Genomic DNA, 25,706 nt, shown 5'->3' with positions numbered 1-25,706 from the left:
CTAGAGTTCCCGCACGCGGATGTTGCGGAACTCGGTCAGGTCGTTGTCACCGTGGTTCTGCAGGCCGATGAAGCCGCGCAGGAACTGCCGCAGGTCGGTCGGCGGGTCGCCGGCACGCGACGACTGCTTGCCGGGCGTGTTGTCGAACTCGTTGATCACCACACCGTTGCGGATCATCGTGTAGTGCTGCCCGACGGCACGGATCTCGTAGTCGTTCCACTCGTTCTTCGGCGTCACCCCGGCCTGGGCCAGCGGCACCGGGTCGAAGTTGTAGACCGAGCCGGTCTTCTGCGGCTCACCGGTGTCACCGTCGTAGATCTGGATCTCGTGTCCGCAGTAGATCGCCATCCAGGCCGGCGAGGTCCGGGCCGACCCGACGGTGCCGCAGCTGCCCGGCGGTCGCTGGTCGAGGGGGGTTCGCAGGTCCGGGAACCGGATGAAGACCCCGGTGTTGGCCCGGCCGGTGCCCGGTGCGATGTCCCGGAACTGCACCTTCAGCGAGAAGTCGCCCAGCTCCTTGGTGTGCCAGAGCATGCCCAGGCCACCGCTGGAACGCAGCGACCCGTCCGGTTGGATGCCGAACTCCCCGGTCGGCGCCTGCTGCCAACCGCGCAGCGACTCGGCGGTGCCGTCGAAGAGCGGCTCGTACCCGGTGTGGCCGTCCCGGCCGATCTCCGACGCGGCGGCCAGGCGGGTGAGGGTGCCCGACTCGCGGGTGCTGAGCAGGTCGTCGTCCTGCAACGAGCGGGCCACGGCGGTCACGTGCCGGACGAAACCGTTGTGGTCGGCCCAGGTGCTCTCGTCGTCGATCAGGTCGTTGGCCGTGCAGCCCTGCCCGACCGTGCGACTGGGTACCCCGGTGTCCGTGTCGCCGAGCCACACCGTGGGCCGGTCGTCGGGCACCGCGCAGCCCACGGTGACAGTGCTCTGCACCGTCGCCGTCTCACCGTCGGCGTAGGTGACGGTGAGCTTCGCGGTGTAGGTGCCGACAGTCGCGTAGGTGTGCCGGGGGTTCGCCTCGGTCGACGTGGTGCCGTCGCCGAACTCCCACCGGTGGCTGACGCCGCCGGACCGCGAGCCGTCGAACGCGATGGTCAGCGGCTTGTTCTGCACGGCTACCGAGTTGGCCGCCGGCACGGGGGTTGGTGCGCCACCGGTGTAGGTGATCCGGAGCAGTTTCTGGTTGGCGTGCAGGCTGAAGAACCCGCCGCCGTAGTCGAGCAGGTAGAGCGCACCGTCCGGGCCGAACTTGGCGTCCATCCAGCTCTGCAACCTGGTGTCGCCGTTACCGCCCGGGATGATGGCCCGCAGAGACTCGGCGTACACCGGTGGGGCGGCCTGTGGCACGCCGGCCGGGTCGACGGTGACCGCCACCCGGTTGGCGGCGTTCGACTGGTCGCCGATGAACCACTTGCCGTCCCAGTGCTCCGGCCACGCCACGCCGCTGTCGGTGTCGACGAGGTCGCGGTGGTACGTCGGACCGGACATGATGGCCTGGCCGCCGCCGCGCAGGTACGGCTGGGTGTAGGTGGCGTCGGCCGCGACGTAGGTCGGCAGGCCGCTGCCGTCGGTGCGCTTCGGGAAGACCGGGCCGCCGCCGTCCGGCGAGTACCAGATCATGTTGTCCCGGGCCGCCGGGATGTCCTCCAGTCCCGTGTTGCGCGGCGAGGTGTTCTTCAGGTTGTCGCAGTCGTACCAGCCGGTGAGCACTGCGGCATCGGTGTTGCTGCGGTCGCGGTACGGCTGCCGGTTGCCCATGCAGTACGGCCAGCCCTGGTTGCCGGCCGAGGTGATGATGGTCGCCGTCTCGTACTTCGCCGGGCCGAGGGTGGGGCTGGGCGACGAGGCGTCCGGGCCGACCCAGCCGGCGGTCAGCCACTGGTGCTTCGGGTCGATCTGGAGGCGGGCGATGTTGCGCACGCCCATCACGTAGATCTCCGGGCGGGTCTTCTCGGTGCCCGGCGGGAACAGGTTGCCCTCCGGGATGGTGTACGTGCCGTCCGGCTCCGGATGGATCCGGATGATCTTGCCGGCGAGGTCGTTGGTGTTACCCGACGTTCGGCGGGCGTCCTGGAACGAGATCCCCTCGTACTCCTGGGTCCAGTTGTTGCCGGCGTAACCCTGCGACCCCTCGGAGGAGTTGTTGTCGCCGGAGCCGACGTAGAGGTTGCCCTTGGCGTCGAACGCCATGCCACCACCGGCGTGGCAGCAGCTGTGGACCTGCACGGGGAACTGCAACAGGTCCTTGCGGGTGGCCTGGTCGATGGTCTGCGCCTGGCGGTCGTAGGTGAACCGCGAGATGGTGCGCTGACCGACCCGCTTCACCCGGTCGACCGAGTCGTGCGGCATCCAGTAGACGTAGAGCCAGCCGTTCTCGGCGAACGCGGGGTCGGGCACGATGCCGAGCAGGCCCTCCTCGTTCTTCACCAGCTCGGAGCCGCTGCCCCGGTTGCCCATCACCTCCAGGGTGGTGAGCAGCTTGACCTGTTTGGTGCGCGGGTCCCAGGAGTGGATGGTGCCACAGCCCAGGCCGACCTTCGGGTTGTTCCAGTCCGCGATCGGGCCGCTCGGGCAGGCCGCCTTGCCGACGTAGAAGACGGTGCCGTCAGGTGAGATGGTGAGCCCGTGCGGCTCGCCGATCTGGTCCAGCTGACCGGTCTGGTTGGCGGCGGTGAGTCGCTCCACCTTGTAGTTCGACGCGATGGTGGCCTGGCAGTCGCCGCGTACCCGACCGGTGGTCCAGTTCAGCGCGCCGGCGAGGTGGGTGCGGAACGCCTCCTCGCCGTAGCTGCCCTCGGTGTGGCCCATGCCGGTGTAGAACGACCGGCCGCCGTCGTAGTCCCGGCACCAGGACACCGGGTGGAACGGGCCGTTGGCGGCCGCTCCCGGGTTGTAGTGCCGCTCCTCCACCTGGGCGAGGGTGTGCACCGTGCCGATCGGGTTCGGGTCCCAGTTCTCCCAGCGGTCGGACCGGGTGATGGTCATCGGCAGCGACGCGGTGGCCGGGTGCTTGCGGTCCAGGATGTTCACCACCGCGCGATTCACCGCGGGCGGCTCCGGGGCGGTGGTGCTGCCGGTGAACAGGCGCAGGTCGGCGAGTTGGACCAGCGGCTCCCCGCTGTTCGCCGTGACGTTGAGCCGGTAACGGGTGAACTCCTGCGGCGTGGCGATGTCGAACCGGCGGGTCTGGAAGCGGTCCGGGAAGGTCTGCCCGGTGCGACGATCCAGGTCGGTCCAGCTCTGCCCGTCAGTGGAGCCCTGCAGGGTCCAGTCCTTCGGGTCCCGGCCGGCGGAGTCGTTGGCCGACGTGAGCGCGTACCCGGTGACCCGTTTCGGTGCGGCCAACTCGTACGCCACCCAGCCGGTCGGGGTGCGGACCAGCCACTTCGTGTTGGCGTCGCCGTCGGTCAGCTTCTCCTTGGTCTCGTTGGGCGGGTTCTCGCCGCTGGCGGTCACCCGGGCCACCGGCTCGGCCACCGGGATGGCGCCGGCTGGGCGGGTGCCGATCAGCCCGGTGAACCAGGTGGAGTCGACCTGGGCGCGGGCGGCGTCGGCGATGCCGACGAAGCCGCCGCCGGCCTTCATGTAGCTCTGTAGCGCCGACTCCTGGTCGCGGTTGAGCGCGGCGCCCGTCGCGGAGAGAAAAACCACGCTGCGGTACGCGGACAGCCCTGCCGTGGTGAACACACCGGGGTCGGTGGTGGCCGTGACATCGATGTCATGACCGGCAGCAAGCTGTTTGATGGTGTCCACCGCACGGGACACCGGGTCCTGTTGTTCGGCCACCGGCCCGTGGAACACCAGGACAGATGTCCTCTGGGGTTGCGCCGCCTGCGGGGCGGCCGCCGTTCGTGGTGCGGCGGCGGCTGCGGCCGTCGTCGCCGGGATCAGTGTCGCGAAGGCCGCTACCGCGGCGAGGGTTCGTCGTAAATTTCTGGTCATGCCCGTCCCCACTTTCGGTTCGGTCAGCTTCCGTGCGTGTGGGTGTGGCCCTGGAACCGGTGGATGGCCTCTTCGGCGCCCGGCGGCATGCTGCCGTCGGCGTTGCGCACCAGGAAGATCCCGGCCATGCCGCCGTCGGAGTGCGTCTGCACGTGGCAGTGGTACATCCAGGCGCCGGGTCCGACACCCTCCCCGGCCAGCACCTGGAAGCCGAACGAGCTGCCGGGGTTGAGGTCCTTGTTGTCGACCACCGGGCTGGGGTCGCTCGGCCCCTCCAACATCCCGGTGCGGTTGTCCGCCCACCGGTGCGCGTGCAGGTGGAAGGTGTGGAACAGGTTGCCGTGGCCGATGGCGATCCACTCGACGCGCTCGCCCAGGTTCGCCTCGAACATCGGGGTCGCCGGGGCCATCTTGTTGTTGATCATCATGTCGTGGAACACGGCGGTGAACTGCTTCGACGGCAGGATGTCGCCGCGCCGCCGGACGATCAGCGCGCCGTACAGTCCCTTCGCGACACCGCCGGTGCCGTGGTCGGTGCCCATCGCGTGATCGTGGTAGTGCCAGTAGCCGGCACTGCCGGGCATGTACCGCCGGCCCGCCGCGGCCACCATCTCGTGCGAGCGCCAGACATACGTCCGGGTCTCACCGGGGTTGTTGAACGAGGCGTTGAAAGGGCTGCCGTCGGACTCGGTGCTGTAGTCCACCCCGTGCGGGTGGATGGACAGCCGCTGGCTGGTGGTGTTGACCAGGGTGATTTCCAGGGTGTCACCCTCGTACATCTCCAGGACCGGGCCCGGAACGGTGGCCTGACCGGGTGCCAGGCCGTAGCCGAACAGGTTGCCGGGCAACTGCTCGGCGTAGATGGTGATCTTCTTGGTGACACCGGCGGCAGCCCGGGCGGGGCTGCCGCCGAACGTGCTGCCGATCGCCTGGGCGGACGCGCCCAGTGCCCCGGCGGCGAGCGCACCGGTGGCGATCAGCGATCTACGGGACAGGTGGCGGTGAGGGCCACCAGCGTGATCGTCCATTGGTCTCCGTTCCCGACCGGGCGAAGACGCGACGAGGACAGGGTGCATCGGCCCGAGCACGGGGGCGGTGGCACGACTGAGGGTGAGGCTCGTCGCGTACTTTGCTCGGAAGACTCAAAGCTTTCGATGGATGACAGCAACTTATGTAATCCATCGACGAAAGTACAGCTCTGATTGCAAAAAGATTACCTTGACATCACGACGTCGGTCGATTGACATGAAGCTGACACACAAGCAGACGCCGGGCTGCCGTCAATGCGGCAACCCGGCGTCAGGCGTACGGAAGATGTGGGTCAGATCTGGTGGCGGTCGTCCGCAGGCAGGCTCGGGGCCTGCGGTGGCTCGGGCGACTGGTCCGGCTGGCCGAGCTGCGCGACGTGGGTCGGGTCGAGGACCCGGGAGAGGAACGCGCGGGTCCGTTCGTGCTTCGGCGCGCCCAGCACCTCCTGCGGCGGCCCCTGCTCGACCACCACCCCACCGTCCATGAAGACGACCCGGTCGGCCACGTCGCGGGCGAACGCCATCTCGTGGGTGACCACCATCATCGTCATGCCGTCCTCGGCCAGCTTGCGCATCACGGTGAGCACGTCGCCGACGAGTTCCGGGTCGAGCGCGGAGGTCGGCTCGTCGAACAGCATCAGCTTCGGCTCCATCGACAGCGACCGGGCGATCGCCGCGCGCTGCTGCTGCCCACCGGAGAGCTGGGCCGGGAAGGCGTCGGCCTTGTCGGTCAGCCCGACGCGCTCCAGGTTGGCCCGGGCGATCCGCTCGGCCTCGGCCCGACCCCGCCGGAGCACCCGACGCTGGGCGATGGTGAGGTTGTTCAGGACGGTCAGGTGCGGAAACAGGTTGAACGACTGGAAGACCATGCCGATGCCGCGGCGGACCTGGTCGATCTCGACGTCCGGGTCGGTCATCTCGACCCCGTTCACCCAGATCGTGCCGGCCGTCGGCTGCTCCAGCAGGTCGACGCAGCGCAACAGGGTCGACTTGCCGGAGCCCGACGGCCCGATGACGCACACCACCTCGCCCTGGCCCACCTCGAAGTCGATGCCCTTGAGCACCTGGAGCGGCCCGAACGACTTGTGCAGGTCGCGGATCTCCACGGCGGGGCGGGACGGTTCGGTCGTCATCTGGGTCACCGAGCCTTCGCGTAGCGGAGTTCGAGGCGTCGTACGACCTGCGACAGCGGCAGGGTGATCACCAGGTAGGCCAGGCCGGCCACCAGCAGTGGCGTGGCGTTCACCCGGTCGTTGAGCATGTCCCGACCGAACTTGGTGATCTCGATGGTCTGCGCCGTCACGCCGAGCACGTAGGCCAGTGACGAGTCCTTGGTGAGCAGGATGAGCTCGTTCGTCAGTGGCGGGATCACGATCCGGAACGCCTGCGGGATGACGATCGTGCGCATGGCGGTGAAGTGCGACATGCCGAGGGTCCGCGCCGCCTCCATCTGCCCCTTCGGCACGGCCTGGATGCCGGCCCGGATCGTCTCGGCCATGTACGCCGCGGCGGTCAACCCGAGGCCGATCGCGATCGACCCGAACACCCCGCCCGGGATCTCGCGCTCCGGGAAGGCGATCGGGATGCCGTACCCCACGAGGAAGAGCACCAGCAGCGCGGGCAGACCCCGGAACAGCTCGATGTACGCCGTTGCCACCCAGCGGTACGGCGCCACCCGGGACAGCCGCATCAGCGCCAGGATGGTGCCGAAAACGAGGCCGAAGGCGAACGCGCCGAGCGTGTAGAGGACCGTGTTGCGCAGCGCGACGGTGATGATCGTCGGGAACATCGACGTGATGATGTCGACGCGGAAGAACGCGTCGGCCAGCCTGCCCCAGTCCGCGGCGAAGGCCACCACGGCGATGACGGCGATGAAGACCAGGTACTGGATCCCGAGGGACAGCCGCTCCCGCTGGCGGCGTCGCAGCTTCACGTTGGCTCGTTGCCTTCCCGGAGGGTTACCGACACGGAGGGCGCGCGGGACGCGCGCCCTCCGGTACTACGTGGTGCTCAGGCGCTCGGCCGCTGTGCGGCTCAGGCGCTCGGCCGCTTGCCGATCCACTTCTCGTAGATCGTGTCGTACGTGCCGTCCTGCTTGGCCTTGGCCAGCACCTCGTTGATCTTCTTGAGCAGCTCCGGGTTGGCGTCCTTCTTCACCGGGAAGCCGTACTGCTCGCCGGTGTCGAACTCGGCGGCGACCTCGAACCCGCCCGGGTTCTTCTTCAGGTACTCGGTCCAGACCGGCAGGTCGTTGATGGCGGCCTCGACCTGGCCGTTGGCGACGGCCTGCTGCAGGGCGGCGAGGTCCTCGAACTCGACGAGCTTCAGGCCCTTCTCCGTCTCGAGCTTCTTGGCGTAGTCACGACCGGTGGTGGCCGCCTGGACGCCGAGCTTCTTGTCCCTGAGGTCGTCCAGTGACTTGTAGGTCTTGCCGGTCTTCACCAGCATCGCCTGGGTGGCGTCGAAGTAGGGATCGGAGAAGTCGATCACCTTCTTCCGCTCCTCGGTGATCGTCATGCCGGCGGCAGCCGCGTCGCACTTGCCGGTGTTGAGGTCCTGGCCGGACTTGATCCCCTCGAACGGGGTGTCGATGATCGTCTGCTCGACGCCGAGCTCCTTGGCGACCAGGTCCATGATCTCCACGTCGAAGCCGGTCACCTTGCCGCTCGCGTCCTTGGACTGGAACGGCGGGTACGGCAGGTGGGTGCAGACGGTCAGCTTGCCCGCCGCGACCAGCTTGACGCCGCTGGCCTGGACCTCGCTGTCGTCCTTCTTCGCGCAACCCGCGCTCAGCGCGAGGGCGGCGACGGCCACGACGAGGCCGGCCTGACGGACGGCGCTTGGGAACCTCACGGCTGTGTCCCTCCGATTCGGCTTCCCTTGCACAGAAAGCCAATCTGGTTCATAGACTTTGCGATAAGCGACCGTACCCGATCCGGCCCGTCGCCCCCAGATCACGCCGTGGCCACCCGGGCGGCGCGACACTCGGGTCACCGCCGGCGAACCGGACACACAGGCAGCAACCTGCCTCAACCACCGGTTCCCTCGGCCGCCCCGTCCGGGGTGAGGGCCCCACCGTGCGGATCTGTGTCCAGGAACACGTGCTGGTGGCCGTGGCCGGCATCGACGCTGACCTGGTCGAGCTGGGTCGCCGCTACCGACCAGATCGTCGCGGCCTCGGCCGCCTGCCGTGCCGCGACATCCAGCACGGCCGCCCGCTGCGCGACCGGAACGCCAGCGGCCAGCGCGTACGCGTCGACGGCCAGCGACGCCTGCTGGACCGCTGCGCGCAGCCCGCCGCGCGCCACGTTGGTGGCGGTGGTCCCCGACGGCGGGTCGGCGAACGGCTCGGCCGCCCGGCGCATGACATCCTGCCACTGGCGGGCCTGCGCGGCGTCCGGCGCGCGTCCGTCGGTCGTCTCCGTCTTGATGGCGGCCAGGACCGGGGCGACCTGGTCGCGGACGCGCCGCGCCGTCTCGGTCAATTCCACGATCTGCTGGGCGTCCCGCTTCGCCTCGGCCTGCTTGATGCTCGCGATGGTCGCCTCGGTGGCGTCCGGACGGCCCACCTGGTAGCCCACCAGCCCTCCGAGCAACGCGGTGACCAGGGCGATCACGCCCGCGACAGCCGCGAACCGCGCGGTGCGGCGACGACCCACAGCGGCGGTGTCCAACTGGTAGGAGGGTCGGCCGGTGCGGCGCGCCATCGCATCTCCTCGCATCGATGGGGTGGGGCCAAAGATTAGCCGCCCCTCGTGACCTCCGTCGATAGCACCGTCGATACCGCACCGGCACTGTCGTGTCGGCAGGAACCGCTAGACCGGGTAGCACCACTCGGCCAACGGTTTCTCCAGCACCCGTTCGATGGCGGTGACCTGCGCCGGGCTGAGTTCGTCCCGGTACGCCTCCGCCCGGCCCACGGTGAAGTCGTACCGGGAGAAGCCCTTCTCGAAGGCGGTGGACCAGCCCAGCCCGAGGAAGTCGAGCATCCGGGCGACCTGCTCACGCGGCTGCTCGACCAGGTCCTCGTAGCGCACGTCGAGCCACTGGTCGGCCGGGTGCCGCAGCCGAGCCTGGGCGAAGGCCTCCATCAGCATCTTCCAACCCAGCGCGGCGAGCACCGGAAACGAACGGCCGGACTCGATCCACTCCTCCCGCAGGTCGGCCGGGAGCGGGCCGTAGATCCAGTTGTCCGGCCCGCGCCACCCGTCCCACCAGCCCATCTGGAGCCACGAGTTGGCCACCGCCCGGCCGTCGCGGACCACGTTGACCACCCGCAGATCCGGGTACGCGGCGTGCAGCAGACCGGTGCGCGGCCACCCGGTGACGTGCTGCACCATCTGGTGACAGCCCTGCCGCGCGATCCGCTCGTCGAAGAAGGCCCGCAGCCGCCTGGACACGAACGGCGTCAGGTCCTCGGCGACCAGGTCCCGACACGGTCGGGAGAAACCGGCGAGCACCTGCCGGTCGAGCAGGTGGTACGCCTCGGACGGCGCGACCCGGAGCCGACCCCGCTCCAGCAACCGTCGACTGTGCCGCAGCGAGGTCATCCCCGCCGGGCGCGGTGCCGACCGCCGGTAGAGCGGGCCGTTGAACCTGCCCTTGGGGTTGAGCCGGGCGAGTTTGTCGTCCAGGCCGGAGACGAAGCCGACGGCGGGATGCCGGGAGAGCAACTCCTGGACCAGTGTCGAACCGCAGCGACCGGTGCCCACCACCAGTGAGAGCATCGTTCAGCCTTCCTGCCGGGTGGCGGGTGACGGGGAGACGGCCGGGTCTACGGCGCTGCGGACGGCTGACGAGGTGGCCGCCGGGCGGCGCAACGGGTAGCCGAACCGGGTCAGGGCCACGGCGGTCAGCCCGGTCACCACGGCGTACGCGCGGGTGCTGAGCCCGGTCAGCCACTCGGTGTCGGCGACCACCTCGACCAGCCCGGTGCGGTGCCGTGAGGGGTTGCCGGCCACCGAGTGGGTGGGCTTGAGCCGCACCGTGGCCGGCGTCGGGAACGGAAGCTCGTCGGGGGTCGCGCCGACGAAGCCGGCGATCTGGGCGGTGGTGCCGGCCGGGTCGGCCACGAAGTCCTCGTACCGGACCCGCAGGTAGCGGCCCGGCGCGCCGCGGCGACCACCCCACAGGCGTACGGTCGCGGTGTTCCAGACCAGCCAGAGCAGCGCGGCCTTGCCGACGGGTGGTCGGCTCATCAGCTGGTCGTCGGCGGGACCGTCCAGGAGGCGCCGACGACGCCAGGAGTACGCGGTCGCTCGCGGGTCACGCACCACGTGCAGGACGTACAGGTCGATGCCGGGCAGGCTGCCGAGCAGGGCGCCGTACGGCGGCAGCTTGGAGGAGTCGACGATGACACCGTCGGACCGGCCGGGCAGTGCGTGTTCGGCGATCGAGGCGTAGAGCCGGGCCAGGTGCCTGTCGTCGGGGTGGCCGGGGACCGGCGGCTGGCCGTGACGGTGGCGGCGCAGCAGCGCGGGCAGCCGCCGCAGCCGCAGCCGCTGGGCCAAGCGGGCGGCGATCCCGCCCGGGTCGGCGTCGCTCAGGTCGGCGCGCACCCGGGCCCAGAGCGGGCAGTCGACCACCGGGGAACCGCACCCGCACTGCCGGTTCTCCAGGATGCCGCGTCGCCACAGGTACCGCAGCTCGCCGGCCGCGACGAAGCCCGGCAACTGGCCCAGGACGGTGGTCACCAGGGTGCTGCCGCTGCGACCGGTGCCAGCGAGGTAGAGCACCCGCACCCGACTCACCGGGCCGCTCCCCCACCGGCCGTGGCGCGGCCGGTCCGCCGCGCCGGCAGCGCCGCGGCGGCCTCGGTGTACAGCCCGCGAATGCGCTCCAGGTGCCGGTCCGGCGCGAACTGGGCGGCGATCTTCGCTCGGCCGGCCCGGCCCATCCGGTACGCCCGCCGTGGGTCGGCCAGGATGTCGGTCAGCGCGGCGGCGAGGGCGGTGGGCTCGTCGGCGGCGACGATACGCCCGTCCACCTCGGACTCGACCAGCTCGGGCAGCCCACCCAGATCGGTGGTCACCACCGGGACGCCGCAGGCGAACGCCTCCAGCACCGCCATCGGTTGGTTCTCGTGCCACCGCGACGGGACGGCGACCACCGCCGCCGACCGGATCAGCTCGTGCAGGCGAGGCTTGTCGAGCCGACCGTGGAACCGGACCCGGCCGGGCACCCGCCGCGCGGCGAGCGCCTCCAGCTCCGGTCGGGCCGGGCCGTCCCCGGCCACGTCCACGCCGACTCCGTCCGGCAGCGCGGCGGCGGCCTCGATCAGCACGTCGACGCCCTTCTCGGGTGCCAGCCTGCCGGCGAAGACGACACCGCCGCCGGGCGTCTGCTTGGCGGTGACACCGGTCAGGTCGACGAAGTGGTTGACCACCCGCAACCGGTCCGGGTAGACGCCCGCGCGGCGCATCACGTCGGCCAGGAACCCACTCGGGCTGACGAAGAGCTGCACCGGGTCGTACGCGTCGAGCCGCCGGTGCAACCAGGACTCGACGGCGAGCAGTCCGCTGCGCGACAGCGAGCCGTCCTTGCAGCGGCGGCGGGCCGCCTGCAACGGGCCACCGGTGACGCACGCCTGGCAGGTCCGGCCCCGGTCCAGCAGTTGGTAGCTCGGGCAGGCGAGCTTGTAGTCGTGCATGGTCAGCACGCACGGCACCCCGGCGGCGCGGGCCGCGGCGAGCACCGACGGGGAGAGCTGGTGGTAGATGTTGTGCAGGTGCAGCACGTCCGGCCGGAAGTCGTCGATCACCTGGGCCAGCCCGCGCCGGCTCGTCGGCGACCAGAGCATCCGCCCGACGGCCACCGCCCGGGGCCGAACCCCGCTCGGCGCCGGCTCCAACTCCACTTCGGACGGGAACCGCGCGGCGTACGGCAGCGGCGACTCATTCTCCGGGTGGCTCATGCCGAAGTAGGCGACAGTGTCGCCAGCGGCCCGTTGCAGGTCGGCGAGATCGAGCAGGTAACCCTCGGCACCGCCACGGCGGTAGAGGAACTTGTTCACATGCAGCACGCGCATCGACTCGGCCTGCTCACGTCGATCGGGCGAACCGGGCCCGGGGGTGATGACCGGGATCCGCCCGCCCCGGCCACGGCCCACGGTATGCAGGCCGGGTCAGCGAGTCCAGTTCACATTAGCCATGTGGCTGAACGGGTGATCTTCGTCTGCCCGTGCGGTCCGCAGCCTGGCCTCCCACCATGATCTCCCGATAGCCTGGCTGCCGCCGGTCGTACCCGCTCTCATGCGGGGCCGGGCCGGTGCCCCGACAAGGAGGACCCGTGGCAGCCGACGACGAGGTCTCCGCGCTCGCGTACACCGCGCGGCGGGTCCGGCGGCATCTGCGCTGGGCGCGTACCGAGGGGATCGGACGGCTGATCGAGGAGGACCGCCTCAACCCGGTCGACCGGATCGGCACGGCGGTGGCGAAGCGACGTTGGCGGCGGCGGGCCGGCCGGACGCCCGGCTCGGCGATGCCGGTCTACCTGGTCGGTCTGCAACGCTCCGGCACGAACATGCTGGTCCGCGGCCTGGACGCCGCACCCGAGGTCGAGGTCCGCAACGAGAACGACAGCACCCTCTTCCACCGCTTCCAACTGCGCCCGGACCCGGTGCTGACCGCCGCCATCCAGCGCAGCCGTCACGCGTACGTGCTGGTCAAGCCGCTCTGCGAGAGTCACCGGGTGGACGAGTTGCTGGCCCTGCCCGGGCTGACCCCCGGGCGCGCGCTCTGGGTCTACCGCGACGTCGACGACCGGGCCCGCTCCGAGGTCGCCAAGTTCGGCGACGCCAACCTGCTGGCGCTGCGGGCGATCGCCGACGGCAGCATCGGGCGACGGTGGCAGGGGCAGCGCCTCGACGCCGACACCGTCGAGCTGATCCGGGCCCACGACCCGCAGCGGTTGGATCCGCACAGCGGCGCGGCGCTGTTCTGGTACGTCCGCAACTCGCTGGTCTTCCAGCTCGGCCTCGACCGGCGCACCGACGTGCTGCTCTGCCGATACGACAGCCTGGTCGCGGACCCCGCCGAGCAGCTCCGGCGGCTCTGCGCCTTCCTCGACTTCCCGTACCACCCACGGCTGCACGCACACATCGGTCCCCGCCGGTCGCACGGTGCGGCGGACCACCGGCGGCTGCCGATCGACAGGCGCGTGCGGGCCCGCTGCGACGAGCTGACCGACCGGCTCGACCGCGCCGCGGCCGACGCCCGACCCGAGACCACGAAGGCGGCCGACAGTGGCTGAGACCGGAACCCGTACCGCGCCGATCTTCCTGGTCGGCTGCCAGCGGTCGGGCACCACCATGGTGCGTCTCGTCCTGGACTCACACTCGCGGATCAGCTGCGGCCCGGAGACCCGGTTCCTGCCCGACCTGCGACGGATCGTCGGCCGGGACTGGGAACGGCTGGCCCGCTTCGGGTTTCCGCGCGAGGACTGGCTGCGCCGGATCCGGGACTTCTTCGGCGGTGTGCACGCCGACTACGCCGCCGCCCGGGGCAAGGCCCGGTGGGCCGACAAGACCCCGCTGTACGCGATGTCGCTGGACTTCGTCACCGAGGTCTTCCCGGACGCCCAGATCGTGCACCTCATCCGGGACGGCCGCGACGTGGTGGTCTCGCACCGCAAACGGTTCGGCTACTGGTCCGCCGTGAAGTGCGTGGTGAAGTGGCCGCGCTACATCCGGGCCGCGCGGGCGGTCGGCGCCACCCTGCCGGCGGACCGCTACTACGAGCTGCGCTACGAGCAGGCGGTCAGCGAGCCGGAGAAGACGATGCGGGCCTTGTTCGAGTTCCTCGGCGAACCGTGGGAGGACGGCATCCTCGACTACGACAGCAAGCAGCACGACGTGGCCCAGAAGTACACCACCGAGGCGGAGCGACGACGGGCGGCGGCGAGCATCACCGAACCGATCTACGGCTCCCGGGTGGGCACCTACCGCCGCGAACTCGACCCGTTCCTGCGCCTGCTGGTCTGGGTCTTCTCCGGTCCGACCCTGCGCGCCCTGGGTTACCGGTGACCCGCCCGGGCCGGCGGCGCGCGATCGCCGCCGCCGCCATCGCCGCCACCCTCCTGCTCACCGCCGGCTGCACCGGCGGCGACGACGATCCGCCGCCGGCCGCCACCCCCTCCGCGACGGCGGCACCCGCAACCGGCGCGCCGGCACGCACCGGCGAGCAGGTGAGCAACCCGTTCGGCGCGCACTGGGACTGGTCGCGGTTCCAGCAGTTCGGGCCGTACCTGCGCCGGCTCGCCGGTTCGGCGACGTACGAGGAGATCTCCTGGTGCGAGATCGAACGGACCCCGGGGCAGGCGGACTGGGCCGGGCTGGACGAGATCGCCACGCGCAGCCGGGAGCTGGGCATCACCCTGCACCTGAAGATCCGCACCGGCGTGTGCTGGGCGACCGGTGGCACCGCCCGCTACACCCGGGGCGCGGCCAACAAGACCGAGTCGGCGATGCCCACCGACCTCGGCGCGTACCAGCGGTTCGTCAGCGAGGTGGTGCGCCGCTACGGTCCGTACGGGGTGCGGGAGTACGCCATCGAGAACGAGGTCAACGCGCCGAGCTACTGGGCCGGCAGCCCCGAGGACTACGCGCGGCTGGTCCGGGCCGCCGCCGGGACGATCCGCGCGACCGACCCGAAGGCGCTGGTTGTCGACTCCGGCATCAGCAGTGTCGCGTACGGCATGGGTGTCGCCGACCGGCTGCTGCGCGCCGACCGGGTGCCCGAGGCCGTCGCCGCCTATCAGGCGTACTTCCAGCGTCGGGTCGGCACCCGGGGGCAGCAGATCCCGGCGGTGACCGGGGAGGCGCAGCTACGCCGGGCGCTCGGCACCGAGACCAACAGCCGCAGTTTGCGCTTTCTGGCGGTGACCGAGTCGCTGCTGACCGACCGCACCGTCGACGTCCGGCAGGTCCACTTCTACGAGCACTTCAGCGGGGTGGCCCCGTTGCTGGACTACCTGCGCGCGACCACACCGCCGGGCACGCCGATCCAGGCGTGGGAGGTCGGTCAGTTCTGGCGCGACGGCGACGGCGACCCCGCCGGCCGGGCCACGGAGATGGTCAAGACGGTCACCCTGCTGGCGGCCGGTGGGATCGGCGAGATCAGTTGGTTGCCGTTGGCGTACAACCCGAACAACGCGGCCGGCAGCGAGGTCCGCTACGGCCTGCTCGACCCGGACGGCACCGAACGGGAGGCCGGCCGGATGCTGGCGGCCCTGGCCGACGCCGCCCGGGACGCCACCGTCACGCCGCTACCCGCCTCGGTGGCCGGCAGGCTGAACGGGGTCGCGTTCGTCCGGGGTGGGTCGAGCACGCTGGTGCTCTGGTCGGCGTCGAACACGCCGGTGACGGTGCCGGCGGCACCGGGCGCTCGGGCCGGGGCGGTGGGTTCCCCGCTGGGCGTGGCCGGCGGCGGCACCACGGTCACCGACGTGCCCGTCGTGCTCCGCGCCGACCAACCGGTGGACCGGATCCTCGCCGCCGTCCGCTAGTGCGGCCAGGGGTCGGGCCAGCCCAACAGGGCGGCCAGGCGCGCGTTGTGCGGCGCGAACTGCTCGCTCAGGCGCTTCCGCAGGGCCGGGGTCAGCTCGGAGACGCCCGGGTCGACCCGGCGGGTGTGCCGCGTGAACGCCTCGGGGGTGAAAGCCGGCAGGTCGAGGAAACGCAGAATGTCGCCGTACGTACCGGCCGGGTCGGCGTGCAGGTCTTCGGTGCGGGCGACGTGGATCCGCTCCCGGGGAACCTGCGCGAACCACCGGTCCAACTGCTCGGCGTAGCGACCCCGGGCCGCGTACGAGTGATTGCGTAACGCCAGGTGGGCGACAGTGGTGTCCGGGCCGCCGCGGGTCGCCCGGGCCAGCCGCTCCTGCTCCGCGTCGAGCGCGTCGGCGAAGGAGAGCGGCTCCGCGCCGTACGAGCGGGTGTGCAGGTAGTGGGAGTAGGCCCGCTGCACCGGGTCGCGCAGCAGGACGACGAAGCGGGCCTGCGGCAGGGCCGCCGCGACCCGGGATGCCACGCTCGGATGGAACAGGTAGTAGGGGCTCGCCTCGAACGTGCGCTCGCCCGGGGCGAGGCGCGGGAAGTGCGCCCGGTACCAGCGCAGCCCCCGAGCGTGGTGGACGCTGAAGTACTGCAACTCCTTGCCGGTGGGCACCCGGACCCGGGGATGCGCGGCGAGGTGGTGGTACAGCGAGGTGGTGCCGCAGCGCTGCCCGCCGATCACCAGGAAGTCGGGCAGCGGCCCTGGCTCTCCCGGTCGCGCCGCGCGTCCCCAGGCCCGCGCCGTGCGTACCCCCCGGCGCAGCCGGTCGGTAACCTGACGCCGCGCGCCGCCGCTCACGAGTGGACTCCGCGCTGGCCGGCACCCGCAGCGGCACCCACGCCGTCGGCCGGGCCAGCCGGGTCGGCGGCGGCCCGTCGACCGCCTCGGCGGGTCACCGCACGCAGCACCATGACGTCCTCCCGACTGAGCCCGAGCGCGAGCACCGCGCCGAGGTACGCCACCCCGATCGCGGCCAGGCCGACCACGAGCTGCGCGGTCCACCCCTCGACCAGCCAGCGCACACCGAACCCGACACCCATCGCGGCCAGCGCGGCGACCAGGCCCTTGACCATGCTCGCCGTCACCGGAACCGTGTGCACCTGCGCGCGCACCTGCCAGACCCGGGCGATGTTCACCGCCGCCAACGACACCGCCCAGGCCACCGCCGCACCGAGAATGCCGTACGCCGGGATGAGCCAGAGGTTGAGCAGAACGTTGAGCAGCAGGGCGGCGAGGTTGTCCATCATGTTCACCGAGACCCGGCCGGACATGTTCAGCAACGTCCCGCAGGGCCCGGTCGCGGCGTTGACGAGCTGACCGAGCGCCAGCACCACGGTGACCGCCGCGCCGCCGGCCAGGCCCGGCCCGCCGACCAACCGCAGCAACTGTTCCGGGAAGACCAGCAACGCCACGAAGGCCGGCAGCGACAGCCGCAGCACCCAGCCCGTGGCGACCCGGTAGATGCGGCGCACCTCGTCCAGTCGACCCTGGTGGTAGAGGTGCGCCAGGTGCGGACCGAACGAGGCGTTGACCGGCGCCAGCACGAACACCGCGATGGTGACCAGCCGGGTCGCCACGTGGTAGACGCCGATCGCGTCGGCACCGTAGTCGAAGAAGCCGAGCAGCAACGCGTCCACCCAGATCAGCCCGGTGGACGACAGCGAGGAGACCCAGCTGACGGTGGAGAACCGGAACAGCTCCCCCGGCCGGTACGCGGGCCGGGCAGCGGGCACCCGGCGCACCATCCGGACGAGCGCCACCAGAGCGAACGCGGCGGCGCTCCAGCTCGCCACCACCAGCGCCCAGAACGCGCCGGTCAGGCCCGCCCCGAGGGCGAGCGCCAGCGCGGTGAGCGCCAACCGGGCGGCCGGCTCGTAGCCCTGGCCGATGAGCGCGTAGGCCCGTTGGGTGCGCCAGCCCCGGGTGGCCGCGAGCGCTGCCTCGCACACCGTGCTGGCGGGCAGGCACAGCGCCACCAGCCGCAGCCCGGTGGTGAGCTGCGGGTCGTGCAGAGCGTCGGCGAGCCACGGAGCGCCGACCGCCAGGCCGAGGGCGATCACCGTGGACGCGGCGGCCGAGATGCCGATCCCGAGCCGGATCGCTCCCCGCAGGGCGGCCGGCTCGCCGTCGGCGAGATGCACCGCCACGAACCGGGTCAGCCCGGCCCGGAAACCGGAGAGCGAGAGCAACCCCAGCAGCGACAACACCGCGTAGACCTGGGCGTACCGGCCGAGTTCGGATACCCCCAGGGCCCGGGCCAGCAACAGCATGACCAGGAAGAGCGCCACCTGGCTGAACACGGCGCTAACCAGGTTCAGCACACCGCCGCGGGCCATGCCGCGTACCTGCTGGTCGCCGGCCTCCGGCGCGGCCGGCGGCCGGCCGGTCACCTCGCGCACCCGGCGGGCCGTTCTCCGATGGTCACGGCCGTGCCGCGGTCACGGTCTCCGCCGGCAGCGCGGGGGCCGCACTGCTCGCGGCCGCCGGGCGGGTGGCGGCTCGACCCCGCGAGAGCAGTTCGAGTACGCCCACCAGCAGCACGCCGAGCAGCAGACCCGCACCGCCAACCGGCAGGGCGGTACGCGCCAGCTCGGCCAGCCGGCTCACCTCGTGCGCCTCGCCGATGCTGGTCACCTGCTTCGGATCGGCGGCCTGGGCCTGGGCCCGCGCCGCCTGCAACCCCTCCCGCGCCTGGGACAGCGCGTTGGTCGCCGCGTCCCGTTGGGCGAGCAGGGCCTGGTAGTCGGGGAGCTTCGGCCCCAGCTCGTCGAGCTTCTTCTGGGCGGCGGTGATCGCGGTCGTCGCCGCGTCGACGCCTCGGCCGTTGCCGACCGCCTGCATGGAGAGCTGCTGCTGGCGCAGGCTGGTCAGCTCGCCCAGCGTCGCCTGGTAGATCCGGTCCGGCTGGGAGACCTTGTTCGCCTTCTCCCACTCGCCGATCGCCCTGGTCGCCGCTGTGACGTCGGCGTTGGCCGCCTCGACCTCACCGGTGGCGATGCCGACCTGGGAGGAGAAGAGGAACGCCAGCGCCCGGGTGGTGGTAGCGGTCAGCACCGGCGCGACAGTCGCCCGGTCACCGGCGGTGTACGTCACCTCCAACTGGCTGCTCGCGCCGACCTGGCTGATGGCGAGCCCGTCGCGCAGCCGCTCCGGCGGCACCCCGGTGTCCGCGCCCACGTCGGCGAGGACCCGGGGTGAGGTGACCGCCGCGCCGAACGCCGCGACGAACTGGTTCGCCGCCTGCGTACCGGTGTACTGCGTCCCGGCCGTGCCGCCCACCAGGGCCGGCGCCGCCACGTACGCGGTCCCGCTGAACTGCTGCGGCGCGAGCAGGACGATGGCGGCCGCGGCACCGGTGGCGAGTACCGGCACCCCCACGAGTACCCAGAGGCGCCGCCGGGCGACCCGCAGGTAGTCGACGATCTCCACTTTTTCCCCAATGCTGTCGTTCAGTCAAACCGGGACGGACGTGCGTCGTGGCTGCTCGCCGGTCAGGTGCGGAGCCGGTTGGCGGGCGATCACACTGGCCGCCGCGGCGAACGCGACGAAGTACCAGAGGGTGACCACGTTGGATATCACGTTGGAGGCGGCGCTGACCGCCACGAAGGCGGCGGCGCAGCCGGTGAACCCGACCGCGACGCCACGCTCGAAGCTGCCCGGAGGGGCCCGCCGCAGCGCGCTCCGGGCGGTGTACAGAAAGGCGAACAGCATCAGCAGGTACGCCCCGAGACCCAGCAGCCCGGTCTCCACGTACGCCCGCAGGAAGTCGTTGTGCGGCTTCTTCGCCTCGTCGGTCTCGCGCTGGGTCATGTTCGGTCCGATGCCGGTCACCGGGTTCCGGTCGGCCAGCGTGACGATCTCGGTCCAGTAGCTGATCCGCCACTGCAGGGTGTTCCCGGTCGGGTCGCCGCCGACCGCGCGGGACGCGCCGAGTTGGGCGAACCGTTCGCCGACGGCGGGCACCAGTGCCACCCCGGCGACCGCCACCACGCAGAGGGTGACCAGCATCCGCTTGCTGCGATGCAGCACCGCGACCACGATCAGGCCGATCGCCGCGCCGAGCAGGGCGCTTCGGGTGTTGGTGAGCAGCAGGAACAGCAGCGAGAGCGCGAGCAGCACGCCGAGGGACGCCCGCAGTCGACGGTCCAGGAAGCGGTACACCGCGAACCCGAAGATCACCATGAACATCAGGTACCGGCCGAACGTGGTCGACTGGCTGAACGTGCCGCTGATCCGGGTGAAGTCGCCCTTCACCTCGGCCGGCGGGTTGCCCAGCAGCGACATCACGACGGTGTAGCCCAACGCCAGCACCAGCGAGGCATAGCAGGCGAGCAGGACCCGACGGATCGCCGCGGTGTCCGGCATGAGCTGTTCCAGCACCACGAACATCACCACCACGGTGAGGATCCGCAGCGCCTCCAACAGGCTGTTCGCCGGTCGGCTGGCACCGAGGGCGCTGACCACGCTGCTGGCGCCGACAAGCAGCATCGCCCAGCTCAGCGGGGAGCCGCGCAGCCGGCCGTGCCGGCTGAGCTGTGCGGCCAGCCAGAGCCCGGCGGCGAGGAGGAACAGCACCGCGAGCAGCGTGGAGGGGTCCGCCGCCCGGGCCGTTCCGGCGGAGTTGGCCTGGCCGGCGCTCGGTCCGGTCAGCTTGAACAGGTCGACGCAGGAGCGCACCGCGAGCATCAGCAGCACGTACCCGGCGAACCGGGTCAACGCGAGCACGGCCACCGCGATCCCCGCCACCACCGCGAGCGGCAGCACCATGCCCCGACGGTCACCGGCTGCCATGGAGACACCGGCGACCACCGCCACCACCGCGGCGGCCAGCGCCGCGCCGCCGGTGAGGAGGCGGGTCGGGTCGAGCCGCCTGGTCATGAGCGGACTGACCTGCTGCGTGTGTTGTTCCACTGATCCCACTGAACTGAATCGGCGTTGCCCGGCCGCTGCCGGGCGCGGCCAACCGATGTCCTCCCGGCACAAGATCGGTTCAATCTAGCCCTGTCCCCTCGACGGTAGAAGGGGCCGTTGCGCCGACTGTTGCGTCCTCCACCGGGTTGATCCCCCGCTCCCCGGCGAACACCGCCCGGTCAGTCGGCGGCCGCCGCGCGTCGTACCCTGCCCCGTCGGCCCGGCTCCGGTGCCAGGCGGAGATAGAGCTGCTCCAACTCGCGGGCGGCGGTGTCCCAGCTGTACCTGCCGGTGACCCGCTCGCCCAGCGCCACGGCACCGGCCCGTTCACCCGGCAGGTCGGCGAGCAGCGCCGTCAGCACCCGGACCAGGTCGTCCTCGTCGCCGTCGCGGAACAACCGCCCCCCGGCGGCGTCGGCGCTCAGCACCTCGACGTGCGGCGCGATGTCGCTCGCGACGATCGGCAGCCCGTACGCGGCGGCCTCCAGCAACGTCAACGGCAGCCCCTCCAACCGGGACGGTTGGACGAAGCCGGCCGCACCGGAGTACAGCTCGGCGAGCAGGTCGCCGTAGGCGAAGCCGGTGAAGACGATCCGGTCGTCCGCCCCGGCCTCACGGCGCAGCCGGTCCACGAAGTCGTCGGTGAACGACGACCCACCGACGATCGCCAGGCGCATCGGGGTCTCGGTGCGCCGGAAGGCCCGGATCAGCAGGTCGGCCGCCTTCTCCGGCACCAGCCGCCCGACCAGCAGCAGGTAGCCGCCGGGGGTCAAACCGAACCGGTCCTGGATCTGCCGCGTCCGTGCCGTTCGGGCCGGGTTCACGCCGTTCGGGATGTAGGTCGTCGGGCTGCCGAACCGGGTGCTGTAGTGGGCGGCGAGCCCTTGGGAGACGGCCACCCGCTGGTGGGGGACGTACCCGCTGAACCAGTGGGCGCTGCCCAGCACCGCCCGGGCGGCGAGCCCCCACTTGCCCCGCTGGTTGTCCAGTCCGTGCACTGTCAGCACCACCCGCGCCCGGGACAGGGCGCGCGGAAGCGGGGCGACCAGGGCCGGCCCGAGCCCGTGGTAGTGCACGATGTCGGGCCGCGCGGTCATCGCCGCCATGGTCGAGGTCGCCGCGTGCACGATGGCGTCGAGGTGCTTGCTCGCGATCGTGTGGGTCTGGCGCAGCCGGACCCCCCGGTAGCCGTCGGCGGATGTCTCGCCGTAGCTGCGGCGGCAGTAGACGGTGACCTCGTGCCCGTAGCCGGCGAGCCGGCTGGCCATCTCCTCCACGTGCCGTTCGATCCCGCCGTAGGTCGCCGGCATCCCCTTCTGGCCGATCATCGCGATCCGCAGCGGACGCCAGCCCGCGCCCGCTGCGGCGCTGTCCCGTCCGGTGGCCCAGCCGTCGAGCGCCTGCCGCGCCGCGACACCCTCGCCCCGCTGCCGGGGAATCGCAGAATGTCCGGTGCCCTGGTCCACATTGTCGGTCTGCAGGTCGGGGTAGGCCACGATGACTCCCTGCGTGACTAGGTGCGCGCCCGCGCCCGGGCAGATCAACACCTTGCCACGAACGGACCCGTCCGCCAGCCGATCATCCAGACAAAAAAATCATCGGTGGGATTCGTGGTTCGTGACATGCCATCCGGATGACATCTACGCGGACGGCTGTGAAACCGGGTCGACCAGCGGATGAACAGCCCGCGCGCCCGGGCCGGCCGGATGTCAGGGGCGCGGCGACGATCCGGTCGGTTCGGACGCTCTCCTGGTGTGCAGGACGGTCAGCGTCACGGTGATCGCGGCGACGACGGCGACGCCGGCCCAGAGCAGCGGCCTGGTCCGCAGGTCGTCGGGCAGTTGCTGACCGAGGACGAAGACGCCCATCACCACCACGAACCAGCCGAACGCCTTGCGCAGGATGTCCGCCGGGATCCGCTCGGTGAGTCGTCCACCGACCAGGCTGCCCGCGACGGCAGCGACGGTGACCGTTGCCGCGAGGCCCCAGTTGATGTCCACATTGGCCAGGTAGCCGGCCAGGCCGGCGAACGACTTCATGGCGATGACCACCAGCGAGGTGCCGACCGCTACCGGCATCGGCAGGCCACCGAGCAACGCCAGGGCGGGCACCACCAGGAAGCCGCCGCCCGCGCCGACCAGGCCGGTCACCAGGCCGACCACCACACCGTCGAGGATCACCCGTGGTACCGGCAGCTCATGCGGCACCACGGCGCCGGCGGCCTCGCGTCGGCCACGGATCATCGCTACCGCGGTGGCCAGCATCATCACCGCGAACCCGGTGAGCAGGATTCCGGCGGGGATGAGCCCGGCCAGGCGACCACCGGCGTAGGCGCCGGTCATACCGGCGAGACCGAAGATCAGGCCGGTGCGCCAGCGCACCCGGTGGGCGCGGGCGTGCGGGATGACGCCCACCAGGCTGGTGGCCCCGACGACGAGCAACGACGTCGCGATGGCCTCCTTCGCGGGCAGGTCGGCGACGTAGACCAGCAGCGGTACGGCGAGGATCGAGCCGCCCCCGCCCAACAGCCCGAGGCTGACCCCGATCAGCACGGCCAGCCCGACGGTCAGCACCACCGTGGCGGTCATGCCCGCTCCACGGCGCTCCCGCGCAGCTGGCCCATGACGGTGTCGAGGTCGCGGCTGGCACCCCGGTTGTAGGGCAGCTTGCCGAGCAACATCCCCATGGCGCAGGTGTTGGTGACGGCGGCGACGGTGAGGCCGGCGCCGATGGCCCCGGCCACCCACTTGAGCTGCGGCACGAACACCGAGGCGAGAATGCTGACCAGCACGATCGAGCCGGCCACCAGGCGGACCTGACGTTCGAGGTCCCAGCGGGGCACGCCTCGCGTGATCGGCGCGTTGGCCGCCTGCCAGGCCATGATGCCGCCGTCCAGCACCGTCAGGTTGGGCAGGCCGACCCCCGCCAGGGCCTGCTGGGCCTGGCGGGCGCGGGCACCGGAGCGGCAGACCAGAACGACGTCCTCGTCCACCTGGTCGCGCAACTCCCGGCGGTGCTCCTTGAGCAGGTCGAGCGGCACGTTGTAGGAGCCGGGGATGTGCGACGTCTCGAACTCCGCCGGGGTACGCACGTCCAGCACGCGGGGCGCACGACCGGATTCGATCAGTTCGCGAAGGCCGGTGGCGTCGAGCGAGGCAGGGCGCGCGGTCTCGGGAGTACTCATTTCTCTTCTTTCTTGGATGAGGTGGCAGCTGTCACGGCAGGGGAAGCCGGCCGGCGGCGGCGGTGGCGTCGGCCGGTGGTGCGAACTGTTCCGGTCAGGCAGCGGTGACCAGGTCCAGGCCGGCGGCCTGGGCGTGCCCGAACGCGTCGTCGACCACGACCACCTCGCGGCCCGCGTTCGCCAGGAGAGAGGCGGCGACGGTGGCCCGGTAGCCCGAGCCGCAGTGCACCCAGACGGTCCCCGTCGGTACGCCGGCCAGCCGGCGGGGCAGGTCGGGCAGCGGGACGTGCACGGCGCCGTCGATGTGGCCGGCCCGCCACTCGTTGGTCATCCGCACGTCGAGAATCACGTCCGCGCCGGGCAGACCGGCCGGGACGTGGCCCTTCCGGGCCGCCGCGAGGGCTCCGAAGTCCGCCATCCGCAACTCGCGCAGCTGACCGGGGTCAGTCGCCCACCGCGCGGCGTCGCCGGTGGCCTGCGCGGCGGGGCGGTCGATACCGATGCGGACGAGTTCACGTTGAGCGTCGGCGACCTGCTGCGGTGTCCCGGCGAGCAGGGTGATCGGCACCCCCCACTCGATCAGCCAACCGAGCCAGGTGGCCATCGGACCGTCCAGACCGAGACTGACGGTGCCGGCCAGGTGCGAGGCGGCGTACGCCTTGCGGTGGCGCAGGTCCACCACCCACTCCCCTGCGGTCATCCGCTCGCGTAGTTCGGCGGCGTCGGCGCGGGTCACCGGCGTGAGGTCGACCGGGGCCGGGCCGGCGGCGTTGGCCACCCCCATGTGGGCGTAGTACGCCGGGTAGGCGTCGAGGCCGGCGAGGGTCTCGGTGACGAAGTCGTCAGCGGCCAGTCGCAGGACGGGATTCTTCTCCTTCTCCCGGCCCATGGTCGACTCCGGAGCGTCGGCCTGACTGGCCGAGCAGAAGCTGCCGAACCCGTGCGTGGGCCACACCTGCGCACCGTCGGGCAGCAGATCCGCCAGCCGTTTCGCCGAGGCGTGCTGCCGCTGGGCCAACTCGTGGGCGTGCTGCTGGCCCAGCAGGTCGGTACGGCCCGTCGTGCCGAACAGCAGCGACCCGCCGGTGAAGACACCGGTTGCCTCCCAGCGGCCGTCGGTCGCCACGTCCAGGACGTACGACAGGTGGTGGAAGGTGTGACCCGGCGTGCCGACCACCCGCAGCCGCAGGGAGTCGGAAACGGTCACCTGGTCGCCGTCGGCGACCGACGTCCGCGCGAAGCCGACCTCGTCGGCCGCTGCCACCAGGTAGTGCGCGCCGGTGATCCGCGCGAGTTCCAGCCCGCCGGAAACGTAGTCGTTGTGCAGGTGCGTCTCCAGGACGTGGGTGATCCGCACGCCCTTCTCCCCCGCCAGGTACATGATCCGGTCGATGTCGCGCTGGGGGTCGACCACGATCGCTACCTGCCCGTCCGAGGCCAGGTAGCTGCGATCGCCGAGGGCGGACGTGGCGACGACGGAAACCTCAACTGACATGTCCTGAGCTCCTTCCAAAATACCCCGGGGGGTATGTAGACGACACACTGCTGCGCGGTTCTTCACCCACGCTGTTACCCGGTCACGCCGTTACCAGTCGGCACGGCGGGCCGTCGGGCACGATGAGCCCGCACCCGCCGCGCCATACCTCGACGGGACGGTCCGGGCCCACCCCCGGGAGGGCGGACCCGGGGACGTCTCAGGCGAGTGCCAGGAAGAGCTTCTCGAGCTCCTCCTCGGTCATCTCCGGCTCCTCGCCACGGTCACGGGCGGCCCCACAATGCCGCATCCCCGACGCAATGATCTTGTAACCCGCGCGGTCGATCGCCTTCGACACCGCCGCCAGTTGCGTGAGCGCCTCGCGGCAATCCTGACCGTTTTCCATCATCTCGATAACCGCGTTGAGCTGCCCACGCGCCCGCTTGAGCCGGGTCAGCGCATCCGAGGTCATCTCCGGTCGAAGCTTCATCGGCACCTCCTGGAGGCAACCATACCCCCGGGGGTACCCATCCCGCCACCTGACCGACGATGAAACGGCCATACCGGGTGGTATATGCCGAAAGAGCCCCGGTCGATCACAGCGGATCGACCGG

Annotated in this window: 21 protein-coding genes; 3 read left to right on the top strand and 18 right to left on the bottom strand. The window is 71.4% G+C overall.

The window, feature by feature from the left end:
• The 9 genes from QSK15_RS30435 to QSK15_RS30395 all read right to left on the bottom strand — a co-directional run bounded on the left by QSK15_RS30435 (nt 1) and on the right by QSK15_RS30395 (nt 11,997).
• Nucleotides 1-3,942 carry a ThuA domain-containing protein gene (locus QSK15_RS30435; RefSeq protein ID WP_285797481.1) on the bottom strand — a complete coding sequence of 1,314 codons (3,942 nt, stop codon included), beginning with the start codon at nt 3,940-3,942 and terminating at the stop codon, nt 1-3.
• Nucleotides 3,943-3,965: 23 nt separating this feature from the next.
• Complete coding sequence (locus QSK15_RS30430; RefSeq protein WP_285797480.1) at nt 3,966-4,970, bottom strand: multicopper oxidase domain-containing protein; 1,005 nt, start codon at nt 4,968-4,970, stop codon at nt 3,966-3,968.
• A 293-nt stretch (nt 4,971-5,263) separates the two neighbouring features.
• Nucleotides 5,264-6,103 carry an amino acid ABC transporter ATP-binding protein gene (locus QSK15_RS30425; RefSeq protein WP_285797479.1) on the bottom strand — a complete coding sequence of 280 codons (840 nt, stop codon included), beginning with the start codon at nt 6,101-6,103 and terminating at the stop codon, nt 5,264-5,266.
• Between the two features lie 5 nt (nt 6,104-6,108).
• Entirely contained in the window at nt 6,109-6,903 is a 795-nt protein-coding gene (locus QSK15_RS30420) for an amino acid ABC transporter permease (protein WP_285797478.1), read from the bottom strand.
• A gap of 101 nt (nt 6,904-7,004) precedes the next feature.
• Nucleotides 7,005-7,823, bottom strand: coding sequence for a basic amino acid ABC transporter substrate-binding protein (locus QSK15_RS30415; RefSeq protein WP_285797477.1), 819 nt, complete (start codon nt 7,821-7,823; stop codon nt 7,005-7,007).
• A gap of 176 nt (nt 7,824-7,999) precedes the next feature.
• Complete coding sequence (locus QSK15_RS30410) at nt 8,000-8,677, bottom strand: hypothetical protein (RefSeq protein WP_285797476.1); 678 nt, start codon at nt 8,675-8,677, stop codon at nt 8,000-8,002.
• Nucleotides 8,678-8,785: 108 nt separating this feature from the next.
• A complete protein-coding gene (locus QSK15_RS30405) occupies nt 8,786-9,697 on the bottom strand; it encodes a sulfotransferase family protein (protein ID WP_285797475.1) in 912 nt (303 codons plus the stop codon).
• A gap of 3 nt (nt 9,698-9,700) precedes the next feature.
• A complete protein-coding gene (locus QSK15_RS30400; RefSeq protein ID WP_285797474.1) occupies nt 9,701-10,720 on the bottom strand; it encodes a sulfotransferase in 1,020 nt (339 codons plus the stop codon).
• Nucleotides 10,717-11,997, bottom strand: coding sequence for a glycosyltransferase family 4 protein (locus tag QSK15_RS30395; protein WP_285797473.1), 1,281 nt, complete (start codon nt 11,995-11,997; stop codon nt 10,717-10,719). The genes QSK15_RS30400 and QSK15_RS30395 overlap by 4 nt, the downstream gene beginning before the upstream one ends.
• Nucleotides 11,998-12,257: 260 nt before the next feature.
• Between QSK15_RS30395 and QSK15_RS30390 the strand changes: the two genes are divergently transcribed.
• The 3 genes from QSK15_RS30390 to QSK15_RS30380 are packed head-to-tail and all read left to right on the top strand — an operon-like array spanning nt 12,258 to nt 15,473.
• Nucleotides 12,258-13,220, top strand: a complete 963-nt coding sequence (locus QSK15_RS30390) for a sulfotransferase family protein (protein WP_285797472.1) — start codon at nt 12,258-12,260, stop codon at nt 13,218-13,220.
• On the top strand, nt 13,213-13,992 hold the full coding sequence (locus QSK15_RS30385; protein ID WP_285797471.1) for a sulfotransferase family protein: 780 nt from the start codon (nt 13,213-13,215) through the stop codon (nt 13,990-13,992). Before QSK15_RS30390 ends, QSK15_RS30385 begins: the two co-directional genes overlap by 8 nt.
• Nucleotides 13,989-15,473 (top strand): hypothetical protein, encoded by a 1,485-nt coding sequence (locus tag QSK15_RS30380; protein WP_285797470.1) that lies wholly within the window; start codon nt 13,989-13,991, stop codon nt 15,471-15,473. Before QSK15_RS30385 ends, QSK15_RS30380 begins: the two co-directional genes overlap by 4 nt.
• Here QSK15_RS30380 and QSK15_RS30375 read toward each other — a convergent pair.
• The 9 genes from QSK15_RS30375 to QSK15_RS30335 all read right to left on the bottom strand — a co-directional run bounded on the left by QSK15_RS30375 (nt 15,470) and on the right by QSK15_RS30335 (nt 25,582).
• Nucleotides 15,470-16,321, bottom strand: coding sequence for a sulfotransferase family protein (locus QSK15_RS30375; RefSeq protein WP_285797469.1), 852 nt, complete (start codon nt 16,319-16,321; stop codon nt 15,470-15,472). The two genes, QSK15_RS30380 and QSK15_RS30375, sit on opposite strands and share 4 nt — an antisense overlap.
• Nucleotides 16,318-17,913 carry an oligosaccharide flippase family protein gene (locus QSK15_RS30370; RefSeq protein ID WP_285797468.1) on the bottom strand — a complete coding sequence of 532 codons (1,596 nt, stop codon included), beginning with the start codon at nt 17,911-17,913 and terminating at the stop codon, nt 16,318-16,320. The genes QSK15_RS30375 and QSK15_RS30370 overlap by 4 nt, the downstream gene beginning before the upstream one ends.
• A 31-nt stretch (nt 17,914-17,944) precedes the next feature.
• Nucleotides 17,945-18,952, bottom strand: a complete 1,008-nt coding sequence (locus QSK15_RS30365; RefSeq protein ID WP_285797467.1) for a Wzz/FepE/Etk N-terminal domain-containing protein — start codon at nt 18,950-18,952, stop codon at nt 17,945-17,947.
• Between the two features lie 24 nt (nt 18,953-18,976).
• A complete protein-coding gene (locus tag QSK15_RS30360; RefSeq protein WP_285797466.1) occupies nt 18,977-20,401 on the bottom strand; it encodes an O-antigen ligase family protein in 1,425 nt (474 codons plus the stop codon).
• Between the two features lie 212 nt (nt 20,402-20,613).
• On the bottom strand, nt 20,614-21,930 hold the full coding sequence (locus tag QSK15_RS30355; protein WP_285797465.1) for a glycosyltransferase family 4 protein: 1,317 nt from the start codon (nt 21,928-21,930) through the stop codon (nt 20,614-20,616).
• 213 nt (nt 21,931-22,143) lie between these two features.
• On the bottom strand, nt 22,144-23,022 hold the full coding sequence (locus QSK15_RS30350) for a sulfite exporter TauE/SafE family protein (protein WP_285797464.1): 879 nt from the start codon (nt 23,020-23,022) through the stop codon (nt 22,144-22,146).
• Nucleotides 23,019-23,618, bottom strand: a complete 600-nt coding sequence (locus QSK15_RS30345) for a rhodanese-like domain-containing protein (protein WP_285797463.1) — start codon at nt 23,616-23,618, stop codon at nt 23,019-23,021. Before QSK15_RS30345 ends, QSK15_RS30350 begins: the two co-directional genes overlap by 4 nt.
• 94 nt (nt 23,619-23,712) lie before the next feature.
• A complete protein-coding gene (locus QSK15_RS30340) occupies nt 23,713-25,113 on the bottom strand; it encodes an MBL fold metallo-hydrolase (protein WP_285797462.1) in 1,401 nt (466 codons plus the stop codon).
• A 199-nt stretch (nt 25,114-25,312) separates the two neighbouring features.
• A complete protein-coding gene (locus QSK15_RS30335; RefSeq protein ID WP_130400556.1) occupies nt 25,313-25,582 on the bottom strand; it encodes a metal-sensitive transcriptional regulator in 270 nt (89 codons plus the stop codon).
• Between the last annotated feature and the right edge of the window lie 124 nt (nt 25,583-25,706).

Source organism: Micromonospora sp. NBRC 107095 (assembly GCF_030269705.1).
Classification (GTDB): domain Bacteria; phylum Actinomycetota; class Actinomycetes; order Mycobacteriales; family Micromonosporaceae; genus Micromonospora; species Micromonospora parva.
The sequence above is the reverse complement of the archived record's forward strand: the minus strand, read 5'-3'. Positions and strand labels throughout refer to the sequence as shown.

Excerpts from the sequence above, each read along its gene's own strand:
- QSK15_RS30435 (WP_285797481.1), bottom strand. The coding sequence starts at position 3,942 with ATGACCAGAAATTTACGACGAACCCTCGCCGCGGTAGCGGCCTTCGCG.
- QSK15_RS30430 (WP_285797480.1), bottom strand. The coding sequence starts at position 4,970 with ATGGACGATCACGCTGGTGGCCCTCACCGCCACCTGTCCCGTAGATCG.
- QSK15_RS30425 (WP_285797479.1), bottom strand. The coding sequence starts at position 6,103 with ATGACGACCGAACCGTCCCGCCCCGCCGTGGAGATCCGCGACCTGCAC.
- QSK15_RS30410 (WP_285797476.1), bottom strand. The coding sequence starts at position 8,677 with ATGGCGCGCCGCACCGGCCGACCCTCCTACCAGTTGGACACCGCCGCT.
- QSK15_RS30405 (WP_285797475.1), bottom strand. The coding sequence starts at position 9,697 with ATGCTCTCACTGGTGGTGGGCACCGGTCGCTGCGGTTCGACACTGGTC.
- QSK15_RS30395 (WP_285797473.1), bottom strand. The coding sequence starts at position 11,997 with ATGCGCGTGCTGCATGTGAACAAGTTCCTCTACCGCCGTGGCGGTGCC.
- QSK15_RS30360 (WP_285797466.1), bottom strand. The coding sequence starts at position 20,401 with ATGACCAGGCGGCTCGACCCGACCCGCCTCCTCACCGGCGGCGCGGCG.
- QSK15_RS30350 (WP_285797464.1), bottom strand. The coding sequence starts at position 23,022 with ATGACCGCCACGGTGGTGCTGACCGTCGGGCTGGCCGTGCTGATCGGG.
- QSK15_RS30345 (WP_285797463.1), bottom strand. The coding sequence starts at position 23,618 with ATGAGTACTCCCGAGACCGCGCGCCCTGCCTCGCTCGACGCCACCGGC.
- QSK15_RS30340 (WP_285797462.1), bottom strand. The coding sequence starts at position 25,113 with ATGTCAGTTGAGGTTTCCGTCGTCGCCACGTCCGCCCTCGGCGATCGC.
- QSK15_RS30335 (WP_130400556.1), bottom strand. The coding sequence starts at position 25,582 with ATGAAGCTTCGACCGGAGATGACCTCGGATGCGCTGACCCGGCTCAAG.